Raw genomic sequence first — 17,208 nt, 5'->3', positions numbered from 1 at the left:
CATGTCGACGCAACACGTGCAGCGCATGTCCCGCCTCCTGGCCAAGACCCTCCGCGAGGACCCGGCCGACGCCGAGACCCTCAGCCACCGCCTCCTCGTCCGCGCCGGCTACGTCCGGCGCAGCTCCGCCGGGGTGTGGACCTGGCTGCCGCTCGGCAAGCGGGTCCTGGAGAACGTCTCCCGCGTCGTCCGCGAGGAGATGGACGCGATCGGGGCGCAGGAGGTGCTGCTGCCGGCGCTGCTGCCGAGGGAGCCGTACGAGGTCAGCGGCCGCTGGTCGGAGTACGGGGACCTGCTCTTCCGGCTCAAGGACCGCAAGGGCGCGGACTACCTGCTGGGCCCCACCCACGAGGAGATCTTCACCCTGCTCGTGAAGGACCAGTGCACGTCCTACAAGGACCTGCCGGTCATGCTCTACCAGATCCAGACCAAGTACCGTGACGAGGCCCGGCCGCGCTCCGGCGTGCTGCGGGGCCGCGAGTTCCAGATGAAGGACTCGTACTCCTTCGACGTCAGCGACGAGGGGCTCGCGCAGTCGTACGCCCTCCACCGCGCCGCTTACCAGCGGATCTTCGAGCGGCTCGGCCTGGACCACCGGATCGTCTCGGCGGTCTCCGGCGCGATGGGCGGCTCGGCGTCCGAGGAGTTCCTGGCGCCGGCGGCCGCGGGTGAGGACACCTTCGCGGACTGCCCCTCCTGCGACTACTCGGCCAACACCGAGGCGGTGACCTTCGCCCTGACGCCGGTCGAGGCGCAGCACGGCCCGTTGGAGGAGATCCCCACTCCCGACACCCCGACCATCGAGACGCTGGCGGCGCATCTGGGCGTGCCGGCGTCGGCCACGCTCAAGAACCTCCTCGTCAAGGTGGACGGCGAGATCGTCGCCGTCGGCGTGCCCGGCGACCGGGAGGTGGACCTGGGCAAGCTCGGCGAGCACTTGGCGCCCGCCGTCGTGGAGTTGGTGACGGCGGAGGACTTCGCCGGCCGTCCCGACCTGGTACGCGGCTACGTGGGCCCGCAGGGTCTGGAGAAGGTGCGCTACCTCGCCGACCCCCGCGTCGCGCCCGGCACTTCGTGGGTGACGGGCGCCAACAAGCCCGACACGCACGCCCGCGACGTGGTCTGCGGACGGGACTTCGAGGTCGACCGGTACCTGGACGTCGTGGTGGTCGAGCCCGGTGACCCCTGCCCCGTCTGCGGGAGCGGACTCGTGCTGGACCGGGCGATCGAGATCGGGCACATCTTCCAGTTGGGCCGCAAGTACGCCGACGCGTTCGGGCTGGACGTGCTCGGCCGCGAGGGCAAGCCGGTACGGGTCACCATGGGCTCCTACGGCATCGGCGTCTCCCGCGTGGTGGCCGCCTTGGCCGAGCAGACGGCCGACGAGCGGGGCCTGTGCTGGCCGGCTTCCGTCGCGCCCGCCGACGTACACGTGGTGGCGGCGGGCAAGGCCGTGCCGCTGGCCCTGGCCGAGGCCGCGGCCACGGCTTTGGCCGAGGCGGGGCGCCGGGTCCTGCTGGACGACCGGCCCGGCCTGTCGCCCGGTGTGAAGCTCACGGACGCGGAGCTCATCGGCGTGCCGTGGATCCTGGTCGCGGGCCGCCGCTCCGCCGACGGGGTGGTCGAACTCCAAGACCGCGCCGCAGGCACCCGCGAGGAACTGCCCCTTGCGCATGCCCTGGCCCGGCTGACCGGGACGAACGGCGCCTGAACCCTCGGGTCCGTCCGCCGTGACCTCAGGCGGGCGGTTCGTCCGACACCGCGGGCGGGGCCGGCGGGCTGACCGGGGGCGGCGTCGGCTCCGGGCCCGGCGAGCCGTTCACACGGCCGACGCCGGGCCCGGCCGCGAACGCGTCCGGGGGCTCCACACCATCCGGTCCCACAGCATCCGGCTCCGAGCCTCGCAGCGCGGCGGGCGGCTCCGCGCCCTCCACGGCCGGCTCCGGCGGGCGCGGGGCCGGCGGCGGCGCCGGGTGCGAGGCCGGGGCGGCCGAGGGGCTCGGGGCGGCGCGTTCGAGGAAGCGCAGCAGCTCCACCGGGAAGGGCAGCACCAGGGTGGAGTTCTTCTCCGCCGCCACCGCCACCACCGTCTGGAGCAGGCGCAATTGGAGGGCCGCCGGCTGCTCCGACATCACCGCCGCCGCCTCGGCCAGCTTCCTCGACGCCTGGAGCTCCGCGTCCGCGTTGATGACCCGCGCCCGGCGCTCGCGGTCCGCCTCCGCCTGGCGCGCCATCGACCGCTTCATCGTCTCCGGCAGGGAGACGTCCTTGATCTCCACCCGGTCGATCTGCACGCCCCACCCGACCGCCGGACTGTCGATCATCAGCTCCAGCCCCTGGTTGAGCTGCTCCCGGTTCGAGAGCAGATCGTCGAGGTCCGACTTGCCGATGATCGACCGCAGCGAGGTCTGCGCCATCTGGGAAACCGCGAAGCGGTAGTCCTCCACCTCGATGATCGCGCTGGCCGCGTCCACGACCTTGAAGTACACGACCGCGTCCACCCGCACCGTGACGTTGTCCCGCGTGATGCCCTCCTGCGCGGGGACCGGCATCGTCACGATCTGCATGTTCACCTTGCGCAGCCGGTCGATGCCCGGGACGACCATGGTGAAGCCGGGACCGCGGATGCCCTCACGCAGCCGGCCGAAACGGAAGACTACGCCCCGCTCGTACTGCCTCACCACCCGTGAGGCGACACCCGCGACGGCCGCGACGCCCACACCCGCCGCGATCACCACTGTCAGGAGTTCCTGGACCATGACGGCCTCCCGCCGGACACATCCGTATATCTACGGTATGCCCTACAACCAGGCGGCGAATTCCAGCAACGACTCGGCATCGCGCCGACGTCCGGCCGCCAACGCGCGGTTCCCGGACTCCACCGCGCGGAACACCGTCCAGCCCCGCAGCCGCTCCCGGTCCACGTCCAGCGCGTCCGCCAGTTTGTTCACCCGCCGTCGGGCACCCGAGGCCCCCGCGGAGGAGGCGACCTGGTCCTCCAACCGGTCCCGGACCAACCGGGCCAGGTCGTAGGCCCGCTCACCGACCAGCGGATCGGGGCCCACCGTCAGCCACGGCGCCCGCTCGCCCGCCAGCACCTTGCCCTGCCGGAAATTGCCGTGCAGCAGCACCTCCTCGGACGGGGCCGCGGTCAGCTCCTCCCGGATCGCCAGGGCCGCGGCCGCCAGCGCTTCCAACTCCGGCGGGGCCTCGCGCAGTGCCTCGGCCTGGCGGGCGGTACGCCGCGCCACCGTCTCCCAGCCGTGGCCGGCGTCCGGCGCGACCCACAGCCGGCGCAGCGTACCGCAGGCCTCCAACAGGGCCTTCGCCTCCGGGAGCGAGCGCAGCGAAACCTCCGGGTGCAGCCGCTCCAGGAGCAGCCCGCCGTCCTCCTCGTGGTGGCGCGAGTCGAGGACCCGTACCGCCCCGAAGCCGCCCCAGTGCGCGAGCGCGGCCAGTTCCAGGTCCGGCCGGGCGGCCGGCGGGACGAGCTTGAGGGCGGCCGGGGTCCCGTCGGAGTACCTCACGAGGACGACGAGACTGCTGCGCCCGCCGGGCGCCTGCACCCGCTGGGCCACCACCTCACGCCGGGCCATCGCCTCCTCGGCGAGCCGGGGCAGTCGCTCCAGCCAGTCCGCGTCCTGCGTCGATTCCGGCATCTCGCCGAGCGCCCGTACAAGCCGCTGCGGCGGTTCGAAAGCCATGCGTGCGTGGTCCCTTTCAGCTGGTCTGGGCGCGATCCGCGCGTTCGGCGAGCCCAGGGAAGGCTACGCCGCCACCACGCCACCGCGCCGCCCGCACGGCGGCGGCGCTCAGCGCGTCGGCCGCCTCGCGGCGCAGCGGGCCGTCCGCGGCCCGCACCAGATCGGAGTACGCGCCCGCGACGCGCTCCTCGATCTCCGCCGCCAGCCGCTCGGCGTCGGCCGGCCCGCGCACCTCGTAGGGCAGCGCGTACGCCGCCTCGGCGGCCCGCGGTGCCCCGCCCATCTCGCGCACCGTCCGGGCGAGTGAATCGCGGCGCGCGAGGTGGTTCCCGTAGGCCTCGCGGGCCTCCGTGGCGCGCTCCGGCGAGGTGTGCGCGCCGATCACCCCGTAGCCGTAGGCGGCGGCGTGTTCGGCGGCCAGCGCCGACTGCGCGGCTTCCAGCGGGCGGCCGGCGGGGGAGGGCGAGGGCTTCACGAGGCGGCTCCCGGGGTCGAGGTCAGCAGGTACGCGTGGACTGCTCCACAGGCCGCCACCGAGGCCAGCAGCCGGGCCAGTTCCCCGGGCGCGCCGGCCAGCGCGACGGTCCGGGCCTCGGACAGGCTCCGCTCGGCGTCGGCGAGTTCGGTCAGCGCCTCGGCGGGGGTCGGCGGTACCGACGTGGGGCGCGGTGCCGGTGTCCCGGTCGAGCGGGCGGAACCGGACGACGAGGCGGAGGGGGCCCCCGCCGGGTGGCCGGAGCCGGGGACGGCCAGCGCCACCGCGTGCGCCGCGACGGCCGCGCGCAGCGGCGCGAGCCGCCCCGCCAGGTCCGGGTGGGCGGCGGTGGTGGCGTCGTAACGTTCCAGCAGTCGCTCGGTGTCACGCGCGGCGTTCTCCCGCATCCGCCGTTCGAGTGGAATCCCGAGATCCTCGGCGGACGCGCCGCTTCCGCCGGTGCAGCCGGTGAGCAGCGCGGCCCCGGCCGCCCCGGCGGCTCCGGCGAGCACGCTCCGTCGCGAGGGCGTGTGGGGCGCGGCGGGCATCGAAGGCATGGTCCAGGGCACGGCGACGTCCTCCGGAGGTGCTGGTGGGGCAGGGTGTGATCACCGTACCCGGGGCCCCCGCCGGGCGCGCGGACGGCAACACCCTCCGCGACCGGATACCCTTTGACCTGACACGCGACGGAAAACCACAACAGCACACGCGGCCGAGGAGTCACCCGGATGAGCACGACCCAGAGCGACAGGCTGCGCGGACTGCTGGAGCCACTCGTCGCCGCCAAGGGCCTGGACCTCGAGGAGATCGAGCTGTCGAAGGCGGGCAAGCGACGGATGCTGCGGGTCATCGTGGATTCCGATGAGGGCGTGGAGCTGGACGCGTGTGCCGAGCTGAGCCGTGAGGTCTCCGATCTGCTCGACGAATCGGACGTGATGGGCGAGGACGAGTACGTCCTCGAGGTGAGCTCGCCGGGCGCCGACCGTCCGTTGACCGAGCACCGTCACTACGTTCGGGCGACCGGACGTCTGGTGAAGTTCCAGCTGGCCGAGGGCGGCGAACTGATCGCCCGCATCCTCGACGTCGACGACGAGGGCATGGACCTCGAAGTTCCGGGCGTGAAGGGCCGCAAGGCGACCGCCCGCCGCATCGCATTCACCGACATCGCCAAGGCGCGTGTCGAGATCGAGTTCAACCGCAAGGACAAGAAGGAAGAGGAGGCGTAGCCGTGGACATCGACATGAGTGCCCTGCGGGGTCTGGTCCGGGAGAAGGAGATCTCCTTCGACCTGCTCGTCGAGGCGATCGAGTCGGCCCTCCTCATCGCGTACCACCGCACCGAGGGCAGCTACCGCCGTGCCCGCGTCGTGCTCGACCGCAGCAACGGTCACGTGGTCGTGTGGGCGACGGAAGACCCGAGGGACCTCGAAGAGGGCCAGGAGCCCAAGGAGTTCGACGACACCCCGTCGGACTTCGGACGGATCGCGGCGACCACCGCCAAGCAGGTGATCCTCCAGCGTCTGCGCGACGCCGAGGACGACCTGACGTTCGGCGAGTTCGCCGGCCGCGAGGGCGACGTCATCACCGGTGTGGTGCAGCAGGGCAAGGACCCGAAGAACGTCCTGGTCGACATCGGCAAGCTGGAGGCCATCCTGCCGGTGCAGGAGCAGGTGCCGGGCGAGGAGTACACGCACGGCCTGCGCCTCAAGGCGTACGTCGTGCGGGTGGCGAAGGGCGTGCGCGGTCCGTCCGTGACGCTGTCGCGCACCCACCCGAACCTGGTGAAGAAGCTGTTCGCGCTGGAGGTCCCGGAGATCGCCGACGGCAGCGTCGAGATCTCGGCGATCGCCCGTGAGGCCGGTCACCGCACCAAGATCGCGGTTCGCTCCACCCGCTCGGGCCTGAACCCGAAGGGCGCCTGCATCGGTCCGATGGGCAGCCGCGTGCGCAACGTGATGGCGGAGCTGCACGGCGAGAAGATCGACATCGTGGACTGGTCGGACGACCCGGCCGAGATGGTCGCGAACGCCCTCTCACCCGCCCGGGTGAGCGCGGTCGACGTCGTCGACTGGGACTCCCGCTCCGCCCGGGTGACCGTGCCCGACTACCAGCTGTCGCTCGCGATCGGCAAGGAGGGCCAGAACGCCCGCCTCGCCGCGCGGCTCACCGGCTGGCGCATCGACATCCGCCCCGACACCGAGGAGCCCTCGGACCGGGACGCGGACCGTGACGGTCGCGACAGCCGCGACAGCCGCGACGGCCGCGACAGCCGTGACGGTCGCGACAGCCGGGCCGGCGAGCACGCCGACCGGCGCGGGGAATAAACCACTACCCGCCGGTGCTTACCAGCGGGTAGACAGGACCTCGGGAGGACCGGGGTCCCGGCACGCGGAAGGCTCCGGGCCCGCCCGGATGATTCCGAATGGATCACGACAACGTCCGTTCGATTTTTCGCCTGAAGGGGTGAGGTCGGTACGGGGAGGTAGACTTAGGCGTGTCTGGCCGGACGCAAGCCCGCGCATGCCCCGAACGCACCTGTGTGGGGTGCCGGGAACGAGCGGCCAAGAGCGATCTGCTGCGCATCGTGGCGATCGAGGACGAATGCGTCCCCGATCCACGCGGTACGCTGCCCGGCCGGGGTGCCTACCTGCACCCCGCCGTGGTCTGTCTCGACCAGGCGGTCCGCCGCCGGGCGTTCCCCCGGGCCCTCCGGTCCGCCGGAGGGCTCGACACGGCGGTACTGCGCCGGGTCGTGGCCGGTGAGACCGAAGCAACACCGTAAGAAGAAGTAGTACCCACGGATTCCCGTGCGGTCAGGTACCTCGCGAGTTGGAAGTAGGTCGAGATTGCGATGAGCACTCGATGAGTACGCGATGAGTACGCCCATGAAGTAGCGACGGTCCGGCGTAACCCGGACCTAAAAGGAGCAAAGTGGCTAAGGTCCGGGTATACGAACTCGCCAAGGAGTTCGGAGTTGAGAGCAAGGTCGTCATGGCCAAGCTCCAGGAACTCGGTGAGTTCGTCCGTTCGGCGTCCTCGACGATCGAGGCGCCGGTTGTGCGCAAGTTGACCGACGCACTGCAGGGGCCCGGCGGCAACGCCGGCAAGTCCGCTGCGAAGCCCGGCGCGCCCCGCAAGGCCGCGCCTTCCCCCGCCGCGGCCGCAGGCCGCGCGGGTTCCCCCACCACCCCCGCAGCGCCGTCCCCGGCCGCCGCGGCACGTCCCGCCGCCCCCAAGCCCGGCGCACCGGTGGCTCCCAAGCCCGCCGCTGCCGAGGCCCCGGCCGCGGGTGCACCCGTGACTCCGGCCGCCCCCGGCCCGCGTCCCGGCCCCAAGGCTCCGGCCGCCCCGAAGCCCGCTCCGGCGGCGCCCGTGGCGACCGAGTTCTCCGCGCCGCCGGCAGCCCCGGCGCGCACCGAGCGTCCCGCCTCGGCCCCCGGTCCCCGTCCGGCGCAGCAGCGTCCGGCCCAGGGTGGCCAGGGTCAGGCCGGCGCCCGTCCCGGCGCCCCGCGTCCGGCCGGCTCCACCCCCGGTGCCCCGGCCTCGCGTCCGGCCGGCGGCCAGGGTGCCCCGCGTCCGCAGGGCGCCCGTCCGGCCGGTCCCCGTCCGGGCAACAACCCCTTCACCTCCGGTGGCTCCACCGGCATGGCGCGCCCGCAGGCGCCCCGTCCGGCCGGCGCTCCCCGTCCCGGTGCCCCCGGCGCCGGTGGCGGCCAGGGTGCCCCGCGTCCGCAGGGCGGTCCGGCCGGCGCTCCGCGTCCGCAGGGTCCCGGCGGCGCTCGTCCCACCCCCGGTGGCATGCCCCGTCCGCAGGGCGGCGCCCCGCGTCCGGGTGGTGCCCCCGGTGGTAACCGTCCGAACCCGGGCATGATGCCGCAGCGTCCCGCTGCCGGTGGTCCCGGTCCTCGTCCCGGCGGCGGCCCCGGCGGCCGTGGTCCCGGTGGTCCCGGTCCTCGTCCCGGTGGCGGCGCGGGCCGTCCCGCGGGCGGCGGCTTCGCCGGCCGTCCGGCCGGTCCGGGCTCGCGTCCCGGCGGCGGCGGCTTCGGTGGTCCCCGTCCCGGTGGCGGCGGCTTCGGCGGCGGTCCGGCCGGTGCCGGTGGCGGCGGTCGTCCCGGCTTCGGCGGGCGTCCCGGCGGTCCCGGTGCCCGTGGTGGCACGCAGGGCGCGTTCGGCCGTCCCGGCGGTCCGGCCCGTCGTGGTCGCAAGTCCAAGCGTCAGAGGCGCCAGGAGTACGAGGCCATGCAGGCCCCGTCCGTCGGCGGCGTGATGCTGCCCCGCGGCAACGGCGAGACCGTTCGCCTGTCGCGCGGTGCGTCCCTCACCGACTTCGCGGAGAAGATCAACGCCAACCCGGCGTCGCTCGTCGCCGTGATGATGAACCTCGGCGAGATGGTCACTGCCACGCAGTCCGTCTCCGACGAGACGCTCGAGATGCTGGCCGGCGAGATGAACTACCAGGTTCAGATCGTCAGCCCGGAGGAAGAGGACCGCGAGCTCCTCGAAGGCTTCGACATCGAGTTCGGCGAGGACGAGGGCGGCGAGGAATACCTCATGCCGCGTCCCCCGGTCGTCACCGTCATGGGTCACGTCGACCACGGCAAGACCCGACTGCTCGACGCCATCCGCAAGACGAACGTCGTCGCGGGCGAGGCCGGCGGCATCACCCAGCACATCGGTGCCTACCAGGTCGGTACCGAGGTCAACGGTGAAGAGCGCAAGATCACCTTCATCGACACCCCCGGTCACGAGGCGTTCACCGCCATGCGTGCCCGTGGTGCCAAGTCGACCGACATCGCGATCCTCGTGGTCGCGGCCAACGACGGCGTCATGCCGCAGACGATCGAGGCGCTGAACCACGCCAAGGCCGCCGGCGTCCCGATCGTCGTCGCGGTCAACAAGATCGACGTCGAGGGCGCGGACCCGGTCAAGGTGCGCGGTCAGCTCACCGAGTTCGGTCTGGTCGCCGAGGAGTACGGCGGCGACACGATGTTCGTCGACATCTCCGCCAAGCAGGGTCTGCACATCGACTCCCTGCTGGAGGCCGTCGTCCTCACCGCCGACGCCTCGCTCGACCTGCGCGCCAACCCGGAGCAGGACGCTCAGGGCATTGCGATCGAGTCCCACCTCGACCGCGGCCGCGGTGCCGTCGCGACCGTCCTCGTCCAGCGCGGTACCCTCCGCGTCGGCGACACGATGGTCGTGGGCGACGCCTACGGTCGAGTGCGCGCCATGCTCGACGACAAGGGCAACAACGTCGAGGAAGCGGGTCCCTCGACCCCCGTCCTGGTCCTGGGTCTCACCAACGTCCCCGGCGCCGGCGACAACTTCCTCGTCGTCGACGAGGACCGTACGGCCCGTCAGATCGCCGAGAAGCGTGCTGCGCGAGAGCGCAACGCCAACTTCGCCAAGCGCGTCCGTCGCGTGTCCCTCGAGGACCTCGACTCCGTGCTCAAGGCCGGTCTGGTCCAGGAACTCAACCTCATCATCAAGGGCGACGCGTCCGGTGCGGTCGAGGCTCTCGAGTCCTCGCTGCTCCAGCTCGACGTCGGTGAAGAGGTCGACATCCGGGTCCTGCACCGCGGTGTGGGTGCGGTCACCGAGTCCGACATCGCCCTGGCGATGGGCTCCGACGCCATCGTCATCGGTTACAACGTCCGTGCGGCCGGCCGTGCCGCGCAGATGGCGGACCGCGAGGGTGTCGACGTCCGCTACTACTCGGTGATCTACCAGGCCATCGAGGAGATCGAGGCGGCCCTCAAGGGTCTCCTCAAGCCCGAGTACGAAGAGGTCGAGCTCGGTACGGCGGAGGTCCGCGAGATCTTCCGCTCGTCCAAGCTGGGCAACATCGCCGGTGTCCTCATCCGCTCCGGCGAGGTCAAGCGCAACACCAAGGCGCGGCTCCTGCGCGACGGCAAGGTCGTCGCCGAGAACCTCACCATCTCCGGTCTGCGCCGCTTCAAGGACGACGTCACCGAGATCCGCGAAGGCTTCGAGGGCGGTATCAACCTCGGCTCCTTCAACGACATCAAGATCGACGACGTCATCGCGACGTACGAGATGCGCGAGAAGCCCCGCGCGTAAGCGCGAGGCGGTTCGCACCGTGTCGTAGGGCTCGTACGGCCGTTGGTCGTACGGGCAGCACCGGGGCCGGTCGGCGGAATATCCGTCGATCGGCCCCGGCCGTTGCGTGTACGGTTCTGGTGACCCTGCCGAGCGTCTGGCCGGCAGGCCACCGAACCCGCACCGGCGGGATATCCGGAACTGCATGTACGTGGGGACTCTGTCCTTCGATCTGCTCCTCGGCGACGTCCACTCGTTGAAGGAGAAACGCTCCGTCGTCCGGCCCATCGTCGCCGAGCTCCAACGCAAGTTCTCCGTGAGCGCGGCCGAAGTGGGAGACCAGGACCTGCACCGCAGGGCCCGTATCGGGGTCGCCCTGGTGAGCGGGGACGCGGGGTTCGTGTCGGACGTACTGGACCGCTGCGAGCGGCTGGTCGCGGCGCGTCCGGAAGTGGAGCTGCTGTCGGCGAGACGGCGGCTGCACGGTGATGAAGACTGATTGCTTGTCTGCAAGAAAAGAAGGAGACGGACCAGTGGCCGACAATGCGCGGGCGAAGAAGCTGGCGGACCTCATCCGGGAGGTGGTGGCCGAGAAGCTGCAGCGCGGTGTCAAGGACCCGCGCCTGGGTACGCACGTGACCATCACGGACACCCGCGTCACCGGCGACCTGCGGGAGGCCACGGTCTTCTACACGGTCTACGGCGACGACGAGGACCGGGCCAGCGCGGCAGCGGGCCTGGAGAGCGCCAAGGGCGTACTGCGCTCCGCGGTCGGCCGGGCGGCGGGGACCAAGTTCACGCCCACCCTGACCTTCATCGCGGACGCCCTCCCGGAGAACGCCAAGACCATCGAGGACCTCCTCGACAAGGTGCGCGCCTCCGACGCCGAGGTGCGCGAGGCCTCCTCCGGTGCCACCTACGCCGGTGACGCCGACCCGTACAAGAAGCCGGGCGAGGACGACGAGGACGCAGCCGCGGAATGAGCACCGAAGCAGGGAAAACGACTCCGGACGGCCTTGTCATCGTGGACAAGCCGTCCGGATTCACTTCGCACGACGTGGTCGCCAAGATGCGCGGGATCGCCAAGACCCGTCGCGTCGGCCACGCCGGCACGTTGGACCCGATGGCCACCGGCGTGCTCGTCCTGGGCGTCGAGAAGGCGACCAAGCTCCTCGGTCACCTCGCGCTGACCGAGAAGGAGTACCTCGGGACCATCCGTCTCGGGCAGAACACCCTCACGGACGACGCCGAGGGCGAGATCACCTCCTGCGCGGACGCGTCCCGGGTGACCCGGGAAGCCGTCGACGCGGGCATCGCCAAACTGTCCGGCGAGATCATGCAGGTGCCGTCCAAGGTCAGCGCCATCAAGATCAAGGGCGTGCGCTCCTACAAGCGCGCGCGGGACGGCGAGGACTTCGAGATCCCGGCCCGGCCGGTGACCGTCTCGTCGTTCCGCGTCTATGACATGCGCGACGCCGAGGCCGAGGACGGGACCAAGGTCATCGACCTCGTCGTCTCCGTCGTCTGCTCCAGCGGTACGTACATCCGCGCGCTCGCCCGTGACCTCGGGGCCGACCTCGGCGTCGGCGGCCACCTCACCGCGCTTCGGCGCACGCGGGTGGGCCCGTACAAGCTCGACCGGGCGCGGACGCTCGACCAGCTCCAGGAGGAGCTGACCGTCATGCCGATCGGCGAGGCGGCCGCGGCGGCGTTCCCGCGCTGGGACCTGGACGCCCGGCGGGCCTCGCTGCTCGCCAACGGCGTGCGCATCGAGATGCCGCAGGAGTACGCCGAAGGCCGGACGGTCGCGGTGTTCGGCCCGCAGGGACAGCTGCTCGGTCTGGCCGAGAACAAGGGCGGGAAGGCGAAGTCGCTCGCGGTGTTCGTCTGACCGTGGTCGGTCTGACCGTGGGTCGTCTGACCGCGCGGGGGCCTACCGGCCGACCGGGCCTCGCGTTCGGCGGTCCTGTCGTTGACGTGGAGCGGTGAGCGCACACCTACTGCTGCTCACCGCTCCACGACCCCCCTCGGGTAGGTGTTTATCCACCCGAGGCCCTCTATTCACCCGTCCGAGCAGGCGCTCGGAGTGAATGGAGGGAGCACAAGGGGGCGCTTTCGCCTCGTGTGCTTTTCCCGCTGATCTTCACCTGCCTACCGTCATGAGCACGGAACGGCGGGGAGTGGTGCGAGTGGTGCGGCGATGACGGAACTCGTCAGGATCTGCGATCTCGCGGGGCGGGTGCACGGCAGCGGCTTCGTGGCCGGCGACCGCGGCACGGTGATCACCGCCCACGAGGCCGTCGACGGCATGGACCGGCTGGTCCTGCACGGGCCCGGGGCCCGGACGTGGGTCGCCGAGGCGGCCGATGTCACCGCCTTGCCCGCGCTCGCCCTCGCCCTCGTACGGACCGACGGCCTCGGGGCGACGCCGCTGCCGGTGGCCCGGCGCGATCCGGTCGAGCCCGGTACGTACGTACGGCTGCCCGCGCGGGGCTGGCGCCAAGCGCGGGTGCTCGCGGCCGGGGCGGGGGTCGCCTACCGGACGGGGGATCGGTGCCACGCTCTGCCCGCGGCGGTCGAGCTGGCCATCGGGACGGACGGGCGGAACGCCGTGGGCGGCGGCGGGGAGGCCTGCGGAGCCCCGGTCCTCGACGCCACGACCGGAGCGGTGCTCGCGGTCCTGGTCACCGCTCTGCGGGCGGAGCACCGCTCGGGGGCCTTCGCCGTGCCGTTGCGCGCGGCGGCCGGGTCGGACCCCGGCGGCCCGCTGCACGCGCTGCTGGGGCGCAACGCCGCCACCGTGCCCGGGTACGGGCCGGAGTTGAACCTCGCGGGCGCCTTGGAACTCACCGCACTCACGCTCGGGCCGGTGCCGGTGCCGGTGCCGGTGCCGGTGCCGGGGCCCGGGCCGGAGCCGGACGAGCCGGAGCCCGTCGCCCGCCCCCGGATCGCCGCCGAGCTCGACGCCTTCACCTCCGGCGACCGGCCCCACCGGCCCGTGCTCGGGCTGGTCGGCGAGCCCGGCACCGGCCGCACCACCGCGCTCGCCGTCCTGGCCGCCGCTCGGGCGCGCGGCGAGCGTCCGGCGCCGACGCTGTGGCTGAGGGGGGCGGAGCTGCGGGACGGCGACGGGTCGCTGGCCGACGCCGTGGAGCGGGCGCTGGGCGCCGCCGGGCGGATCGTCGCGGCGGCCCAACGGCCCTCGGGGGCTCTGCCCGGCGCCCGCGTCCCCGAAGGTTCCGCCGTCCCGTCCGGCGCGCCCGTCCCGCCACGCCTGCCCGTTGCGTCCTTCCCGCCTGGGCCGCCACGCCTGTCCGTCCCGTCCGGCGCGTCCGTCCCGCCACGCCTGTCCGTCTTGTCCGGCGCGTCCGTCCCGCCACGCCTGTCCGTCCCGTCCGGCGCGGGACCGGGGGCCGGGGGCGCGGGTGCCGAGAGCGGTCCGCCCGTTCCCGGCGAGGCTCCCGGGTCCCCGGGGGCCGACGGGGTCGGGGTCGAGGTCGGGCGGCTGGCCGTCGGCGCCGGGCGGCCGCTGCTGGTGGTGCTCGACACCCCCGAGGAGATGCCGCCGGGCCTCGCCCGGCACCTCGGGCCGTGGACCAGGGCCACCACCCGCTGGCTGGACGCGGCCGGCGCCCGGCTGATCGTCGCCGCCCGGCCGGAGTACTGGGAGGGGGCCGGCGCCCTCTACCCGCCCGGGGCGCTGCACACCCCCGCGCGGCCCGCCCGGGGGCTGCCGCCCGCACTGCCCGTGGGTGACCTGACCCCGGACGAGGCCGCCGCCCTGCGCAGCCGCCTCGGCCTCCCCGACGACGCCGTCGGGGAGAGCGACGCCCGGCACCCCTTGACGTTGCGCCTGCTGGCCGGCGTACGGGCCGCCGGGGTCACCGAAGGCCGTCCGGGCCGGGACGAGGTGTTCGCCGCCCACCTGGACCTCCTCGCGCTGCGGGTGGCCCTGCGGATCGCGGCCTCCACCGCCGACGCCCCGGGCGCCGCGCCGCACGGGCCCGGCGTGCACGGACCCGGGGTGCGACGGCTGGCCGCGCGGGTGGCCGGGCGGGTGCACGAGGCCGCCCGGCGTTGCCTGGGACCGGGCCGGGGCCGGTTGGACCGGGCCGCGTTCGAGGAACTGTTCCCCTGGCGCACCGGCTGGGCGTCCGCCGCGCTGACCGAGGGGCTGCTGGTACCGGCGGGGCCCGGCTACCGCTTCGCCCACGAGGAACTGTCCGACTGGCTCCAGGCCGGCCACCTCGACGTGCCGACCGCGCTGGACGCCCTCGTGCACCGGGGGCCGGCCACCACCGGCCCGCCCGTGCCCCGCCACCGCATCGGGCCCGTCCTGGAAGCGTTGCGGCGGCTACCGCCCGAGCAGGCGCGCAAGGTGCCGGCCGGGCTGGTCAAGGCCCTGAGCGCATGCGAACAGGCCCCGGCCCCGCACGAGGGCACCGAGGGGGACCGCGCCTGGTGGGCCGCCCGACTGCTGCGCGAGACCCTGCTGCGGGCCCCCGACGCCACGCCGCACCTGCCGGTCCTGCACGCCCTCGCGGAGCACCTGTCGGGCCGGGCGAGCGATGCGCCGGACGCCGGTCACTTCTGCGGCCGGTTCTGGAACCGGCTCCGCCTCTCCGAGCCCGACCGGCTGGACCTGCTGCGCCGACTGCTGCCCCGCGACCACCGCTACCTCGAAGCGGCCGGCCGCCGCCTCGCCCGCGACCCCGGGTACGTCCAGCCCCTGATCTGTGCCTGGTTCGGCGACGAGCGCCGCCTGCGGGGCCGCCCCGGCGCGACGGTCGCGACCGCCGCCCAGGCCCTGCTGCACACCCACCGCGGCCTCGCCGCGGACGACCTCACCGAGGCCCTCGTCACCGCCGCGCACCCCCGCGCCGACGAGCTGCTGGCCGTACTCGCGGAAGACGAGCCCTCCGCCATGTGCCGGGCCGTCCACCGCTGGGCCCATGACGAGCGGCCCGGACGCCGGGTCGCGGCCGCCGCCTACGGGCAGGCCACCGCCCCCCACGTGCGCACCCCCGCCGACCGGGAACTGCTCCGCCGCGCCGCCCGGGCGCTGCTCGCCCGCCCGGCGGGCGCCCCCCTCCACGGCGGCGCGTTCGCGACGCTGCTGCGCGACCCCCAGGTCCGCGCCCGATATCTGCCTGATGCCCTGGCCTGCTTCCGCGACCCCGAGTGCGGCGCCCGGCTCCCCGCCGAGGCGCTGGTGGCGGCCCTGCCGGTGCTGCCGGAGCCGGACGCGGTGTTCGACGCCCTGCGCGCCCGGGCCGACGGCGAGGTGATGCGCGCCTTGGCCGCGCTCACCACCCCCGCGCCGGCCCGGCGCGCGGGTGACCTCGTACGGGAGCACCTGGCGCGGTGCCCCGCGGACGCCCCGCACGCCGCCGCGTTCGTGGACCGGCGCCTGGAGCAGGGCCCGGTGGCCGAACCGGTCCTGCGTCCCCTCGTCCTGGACCTCCTGCGGTCCGCGCCGCCGGCGGTCCGGGCCGCTCTGGCCGCGGTGTTGGCCGCCCCCGGCGGGGAGGCCTCGTACCCCCTGCGGGGCGAGCTGGCGGACGTACTGCTGCGCGAGGAGAGCGACCCGGCGGTCCTGGACGCGTTCCTGGGCGCCGTCGCCGTCGGGGCCGCCGTCCGTCCCCACCGGCGCACCCGGGACCTGCTGCGGCGCACCGGTCGGCAACTGCTGCGCCTACCCGGGGGTCCCGCGGTGTTCGAGCGGCGGACGGTGGAGCTGTCCCGGACCGACCCGGTGTTCGGCGCGGTGACGGCGCGCTGGCTGGGGGAGGCGACGGCGGAGGCCGCCGCGCTGCTCGGTCCGGGTGCCCGGCGCACGGTCGAGAGACTGAGCCGGGGCGCGCCGGACATCACCTGAGGCGGGAAGGCGCTCAGCCGACGCCGATGCGGGGCCGCGGCGGAGGGCATGGCAGTCTTAGACCTGCAATCGGCAATCGGCAATCGGTACGGGGTCTACCCGCGGGTTCGGGCGAGGAGCGGTCTCAGTGCAGCGCTGGCGTGGCTTGGAGGACATCCCCGATGACTGGGGACGCAGCGTCGTCACCATCGGCTCCTACGACGGAGTGCACCGCGGCCATCAGCTGATCATCGGACAGGCCGTGGCCAAGGCGCGCGAACTCGGCGTGCCCTCGGTCGTCGTGACGTTCAGCCCGCACCCGAGCGAGGTCGTGCGCCCCGGCAGCCACCCGCCGATCCTGGCCACGTACGAGCGTCGGGCCGAGTTGATGGCGGGCCTCGGGGTCGACGCGCTGTTGATCCTGCCGTTCACGGCGGAGTTCTCGCAGCTGTCCCCGGCCGACTTCATCGTGAAGGTGCTCGTCGACAAGCTGCACGCGCGCGCCGTCATCGAGGGCCCGAACTTCCGCTTCGGCCACAAGGCCGCCGGAAACGTCGACTTCCTGCGGGAGCTCGGCACCACCTATGACTACGAGGTCGAGGTCGTGGACCTGGTCGTGCGCGGAGAGGCGGGCGGCGGCGTGCCGTTCTCGTCGACGCTCGCCCGCAAGCTCGTCGCCGAGGGCGACATGGAGGGCGTCGCCGAGATCCTCGGCCGCCCGCACCGGGTCGAGGGCGTCGTGGTGCGCGGGGCGCAGCGCGGGCGGGAGCTCGGCTATCCGACGGCGAACGTCGAGACGCAGCCGCACACCGCGATCCCGGCCGACGGGGTGTACGCGGGCTGGCTCACGGCGGACGGCGAGCGGATGCCCGCGGCGATCTCGGTGGGCACGAACGTGCAGTTCGACGCCACCGAGCGGACGGTGGAGGCCTACGCGATCGACCGTGTCGGGCTTGAGCTCTACGGCATGCACGTGGGCGTCGACTTCCTCGCCTACGTGCGCGGCATGGCGAAGTTCGAGTCGCTGGAAGGGCTGTTGGAGGCCATCGCGGACGACGTGAAGCGGTCCCGCGTGCTCACGGAGACGTACGACACGCAGCGCTGAGCGGCGGC

14 protein-coding genes are annotated in these 17,208 nt (G+C 73.6%); 10 read left to right on the top strand and 4 right to left on the bottom strand.

The window, feature by feature from the left end; genetic code table 11:
* Window position 1 precedes the first annotated feature (1 nt).
* Window positions 2–1,711 (top strand): proline--tRNA ligase, encoded by a 1,710-nt coding sequence (locus ACV7NM_RS09400; protein ID WP_463409874.1) that lies wholly within the window; start codon window positions 2–4, stop codon window positions 1,709–1,711.
* Window positions 1,712–1,736: 25 nt separating this feature from the next.
* Here ACV7NM_RS09400 and ACV7NM_RS09395 read toward each other — a convergent pair whose 3' ends face one another.
* The 4 genes from ACV7NM_RS09395 to ACV7NM_RS09380 are packed head-to-tail and all read right to left on the bottom strand — an operon-like array spanning window position 1,737 to window position 4,727.
* Entirely contained in the window at window positions 1,737–2,759 is a 1,023-nt protein-coding gene (locus ACV7NM_RS09395; protein ID WP_463409873.1) for a slipin family protein, read from the bottom strand.
* 42 nt (window positions 2,760–2,801) lie between these two features.
* Complete coding sequence (locus ACV7NM_RS09390) at window positions 2,802–3,704, bottom strand: aminoglycoside phosphotransferase family protein (RefSeq protein ID WP_463409872.1); 903 nt, start codon at window positions 3,702–3,704, stop codon at window positions 2,802–2,804.
* A 16-nt stretch (window positions 3,705–3,720) separates the two neighbouring features.
* A complete protein-coding gene (locus ACV7NM_RS09385) occupies window positions 3,721–4,179 on the bottom strand; it encodes a ferritin-like domain-containing protein (protein ID WP_463409871.1) in 459 nt (152 codons plus the stop codon).
* Window positions 4,176–4,727, bottom strand: a complete 552-nt coding sequence (locus tag ACV7NM_RS09380) for a hypothetical protein (RefSeq protein ID WP_463409870.1) — start codon at window positions 4,725–4,727, stop codon at window positions 4,176–4,178. Before ACV7NM_RS09380 ends, ACV7NM_RS09385 begins: the two co-directional genes overlap by 4 nt.
* Before the next feature lie 180 nt (window positions 4,728–4,907).
* On the opposite strand from ACV7NM_RS09380, the gene rimP reads away from it, so the two are divergent.
* The 9 genes from rimP (at window position 4,908) to ACV7NM_RS09335 (ending at window position 17,200) form a co-directional block, all read left to right on the top strand.
* The gene (rimP, locus tag ACV7NM_RS09375; protein WP_463409869.1) at window positions 4,908–5,405 is read left to right on the top strand and encodes a ribosome maturation factor RimP; all 498 of its coding nucleotides are present in this window, start codon (window positions 4,908–4,910) and stop codon (window positions 5,403–5,405) included.
* A 2-nt stretch (window positions 5,406–5,407) separates the two neighbouring features.
* Window positions 5,408–6,502, top strand: a complete 1,095-nt coding sequence (gene nusA / locus ACV7NM_RS09370; protein WP_463409868.1) for a transcription termination factor NusA — start codon at window positions 5,408–5,410, stop codon at window positions 6,500–6,502.
* Window positions 6,503–6,672: 170 nt separating this feature from the next.
* Window positions 6,673–6,960 carry a YlxR family protein gene (locus tag ACV7NM_RS09365; RefSeq protein ID WP_463409867.1) on the top strand — a complete coding sequence of 96 codons (288 nt, stop codon included), beginning with the start codon at window positions 6,673–6,675 and terminating at the stop codon, window positions 6,958–6,960.
* A 149-nt stretch (window positions 6,961–7,109) separates the two neighbouring features.
* Window positions 7,110–10,259 (top strand): translation initiation factor IF-2, encoded by a 3,150-nt coding sequence (gene infB, locus ACV7NM_RS09360; RefSeq protein WP_463409866.1) that lies wholly within the window; start codon window positions 7,110–7,112, stop codon window positions 10,257–10,259.
* Window positions 10,260–10,443: 184 nt separating this feature from the next.
* Complete coding sequence (locus ACV7NM_RS09355; RefSeq protein ID WP_136213480.1) at window positions 10,444–10,737, top strand: DUF503 domain-containing protein; 294 nt, start codon at window positions 10,444–10,446, stop codon at window positions 10,735–10,737.
* Between the two features lie 34 nt (window positions 10,738–10,771).
* On the top strand, window positions 10,772–11,221 hold the full coding sequence (rbfA, locus tag ACV7NM_RS09350) for a 30S ribosome-binding factor RbfA (protein ID WP_453355814.1): 450 nt from the start codon (window positions 10,772–10,774) through the stop codon (window positions 11,219–11,221).
* The gene (gene truB, locus ACV7NM_RS09345; protein WP_463409865.1) at window positions 11,218–12,129 is read left to right on the top strand and encodes a tRNA pseudouridine(55) synthase TruB; all 912 of its coding nucleotides are present in this window, start codon (window positions 11,218–11,220) and stop codon (window positions 12,127–12,129) included. The genes rbfA and truB overlap by 4 nt, the downstream gene beginning before the upstream one ends.
* A gap of 309 nt (window positions 12,130–12,438) precedes the next feature.
* On the top strand, window positions 12,439–16,116 hold the full coding sequence (locus ACV7NM_RS09340) for a trypsin-like peptidase domain-containing protein (protein WP_463409864.1): 3,678 nt from the start codon (window positions 12,439–12,441) through the stop codon (window positions 16,114–16,116).
* A 127-nt stretch (window positions 16,117–16,243) separates the two neighbouring features.
* The gene (locus ACV7NM_RS09335; protein ID WP_463409863.1) at window positions 16,244–17,200 is read left to right on the top strand and encodes a bifunctional riboflavin kinase/FAD synthetase; all 957 of its coding nucleotides are present in this window, start codon (window positions 16,244–16,246) and stop codon (window positions 17,198–17,200) included.
* Window positions 17,201–17,208 lie beyond the last annotated feature (8 nt).

It is taken from the genome of Streptomyces sp. Tek67B01, assembly GCF_055231995.1.
The sequence above is the reverse complement of the archived record's forward strand: the minus strand, read 5'-3'. Positions and strand labels throughout refer to the sequence as shown.

Coding starts and splice junctions, on each gene's coding strand:
- ACV7NM_RS09380 (WP_463409870.1), bottom strand. CDS start 4,727: ATGCCCGCCGCGCCCCACACGCCCTCGCGACGGAGCGTGCTCGCCGGA.
- ACV7NM_RS09395 (WP_463409873.1), bottom strand. CDS start 2,759: ATGGTCCAGGAACTCCTGACAGTGGTGATCGCGGCGGGTGTGGGCGTC.
- ACV7NM_RS09390 (WP_463409872.1), bottom strand. CDS start 3,704: ATGGCTTTCGAACCGCCGCAGCGGCTTGTACGGGCGCTCGGCGAGATG.
- ACV7NM_RS09355 (WP_136213480.1), top strand. CDS start 10,444: ATGTACGTGGGGACTCTGTCCTTCGATCTGCTCCTCGGCGACGTCCAC.
- ACV7NM_RS09400 (WP_463409874.1), top strand. CDS start 2: ATGTCGACGCAACACGTGCAGCGCATGTCCCGCCTCCTGGCCAAGACC.
- truB (WP_463409865.1), top strand. CDS start 11,218: ATGAGCACCGAAGCAGGGAAAACGACTCCGGACGGCCTTGTCATCGTG.
- ACV7NM_RS09340 (WP_463409864.1), top strand. CDS start 12,439: ATGACGGAACTCGTCAGGATCTGCGATCTCGCGGGGCGGGTGCACGGC.
- rimP (WP_463409869.1), top strand. CDS start 4,908: ATGAGCACGACCCAGAGCGACAGGCTGCGCGGACTGCTGGAGCCACTC.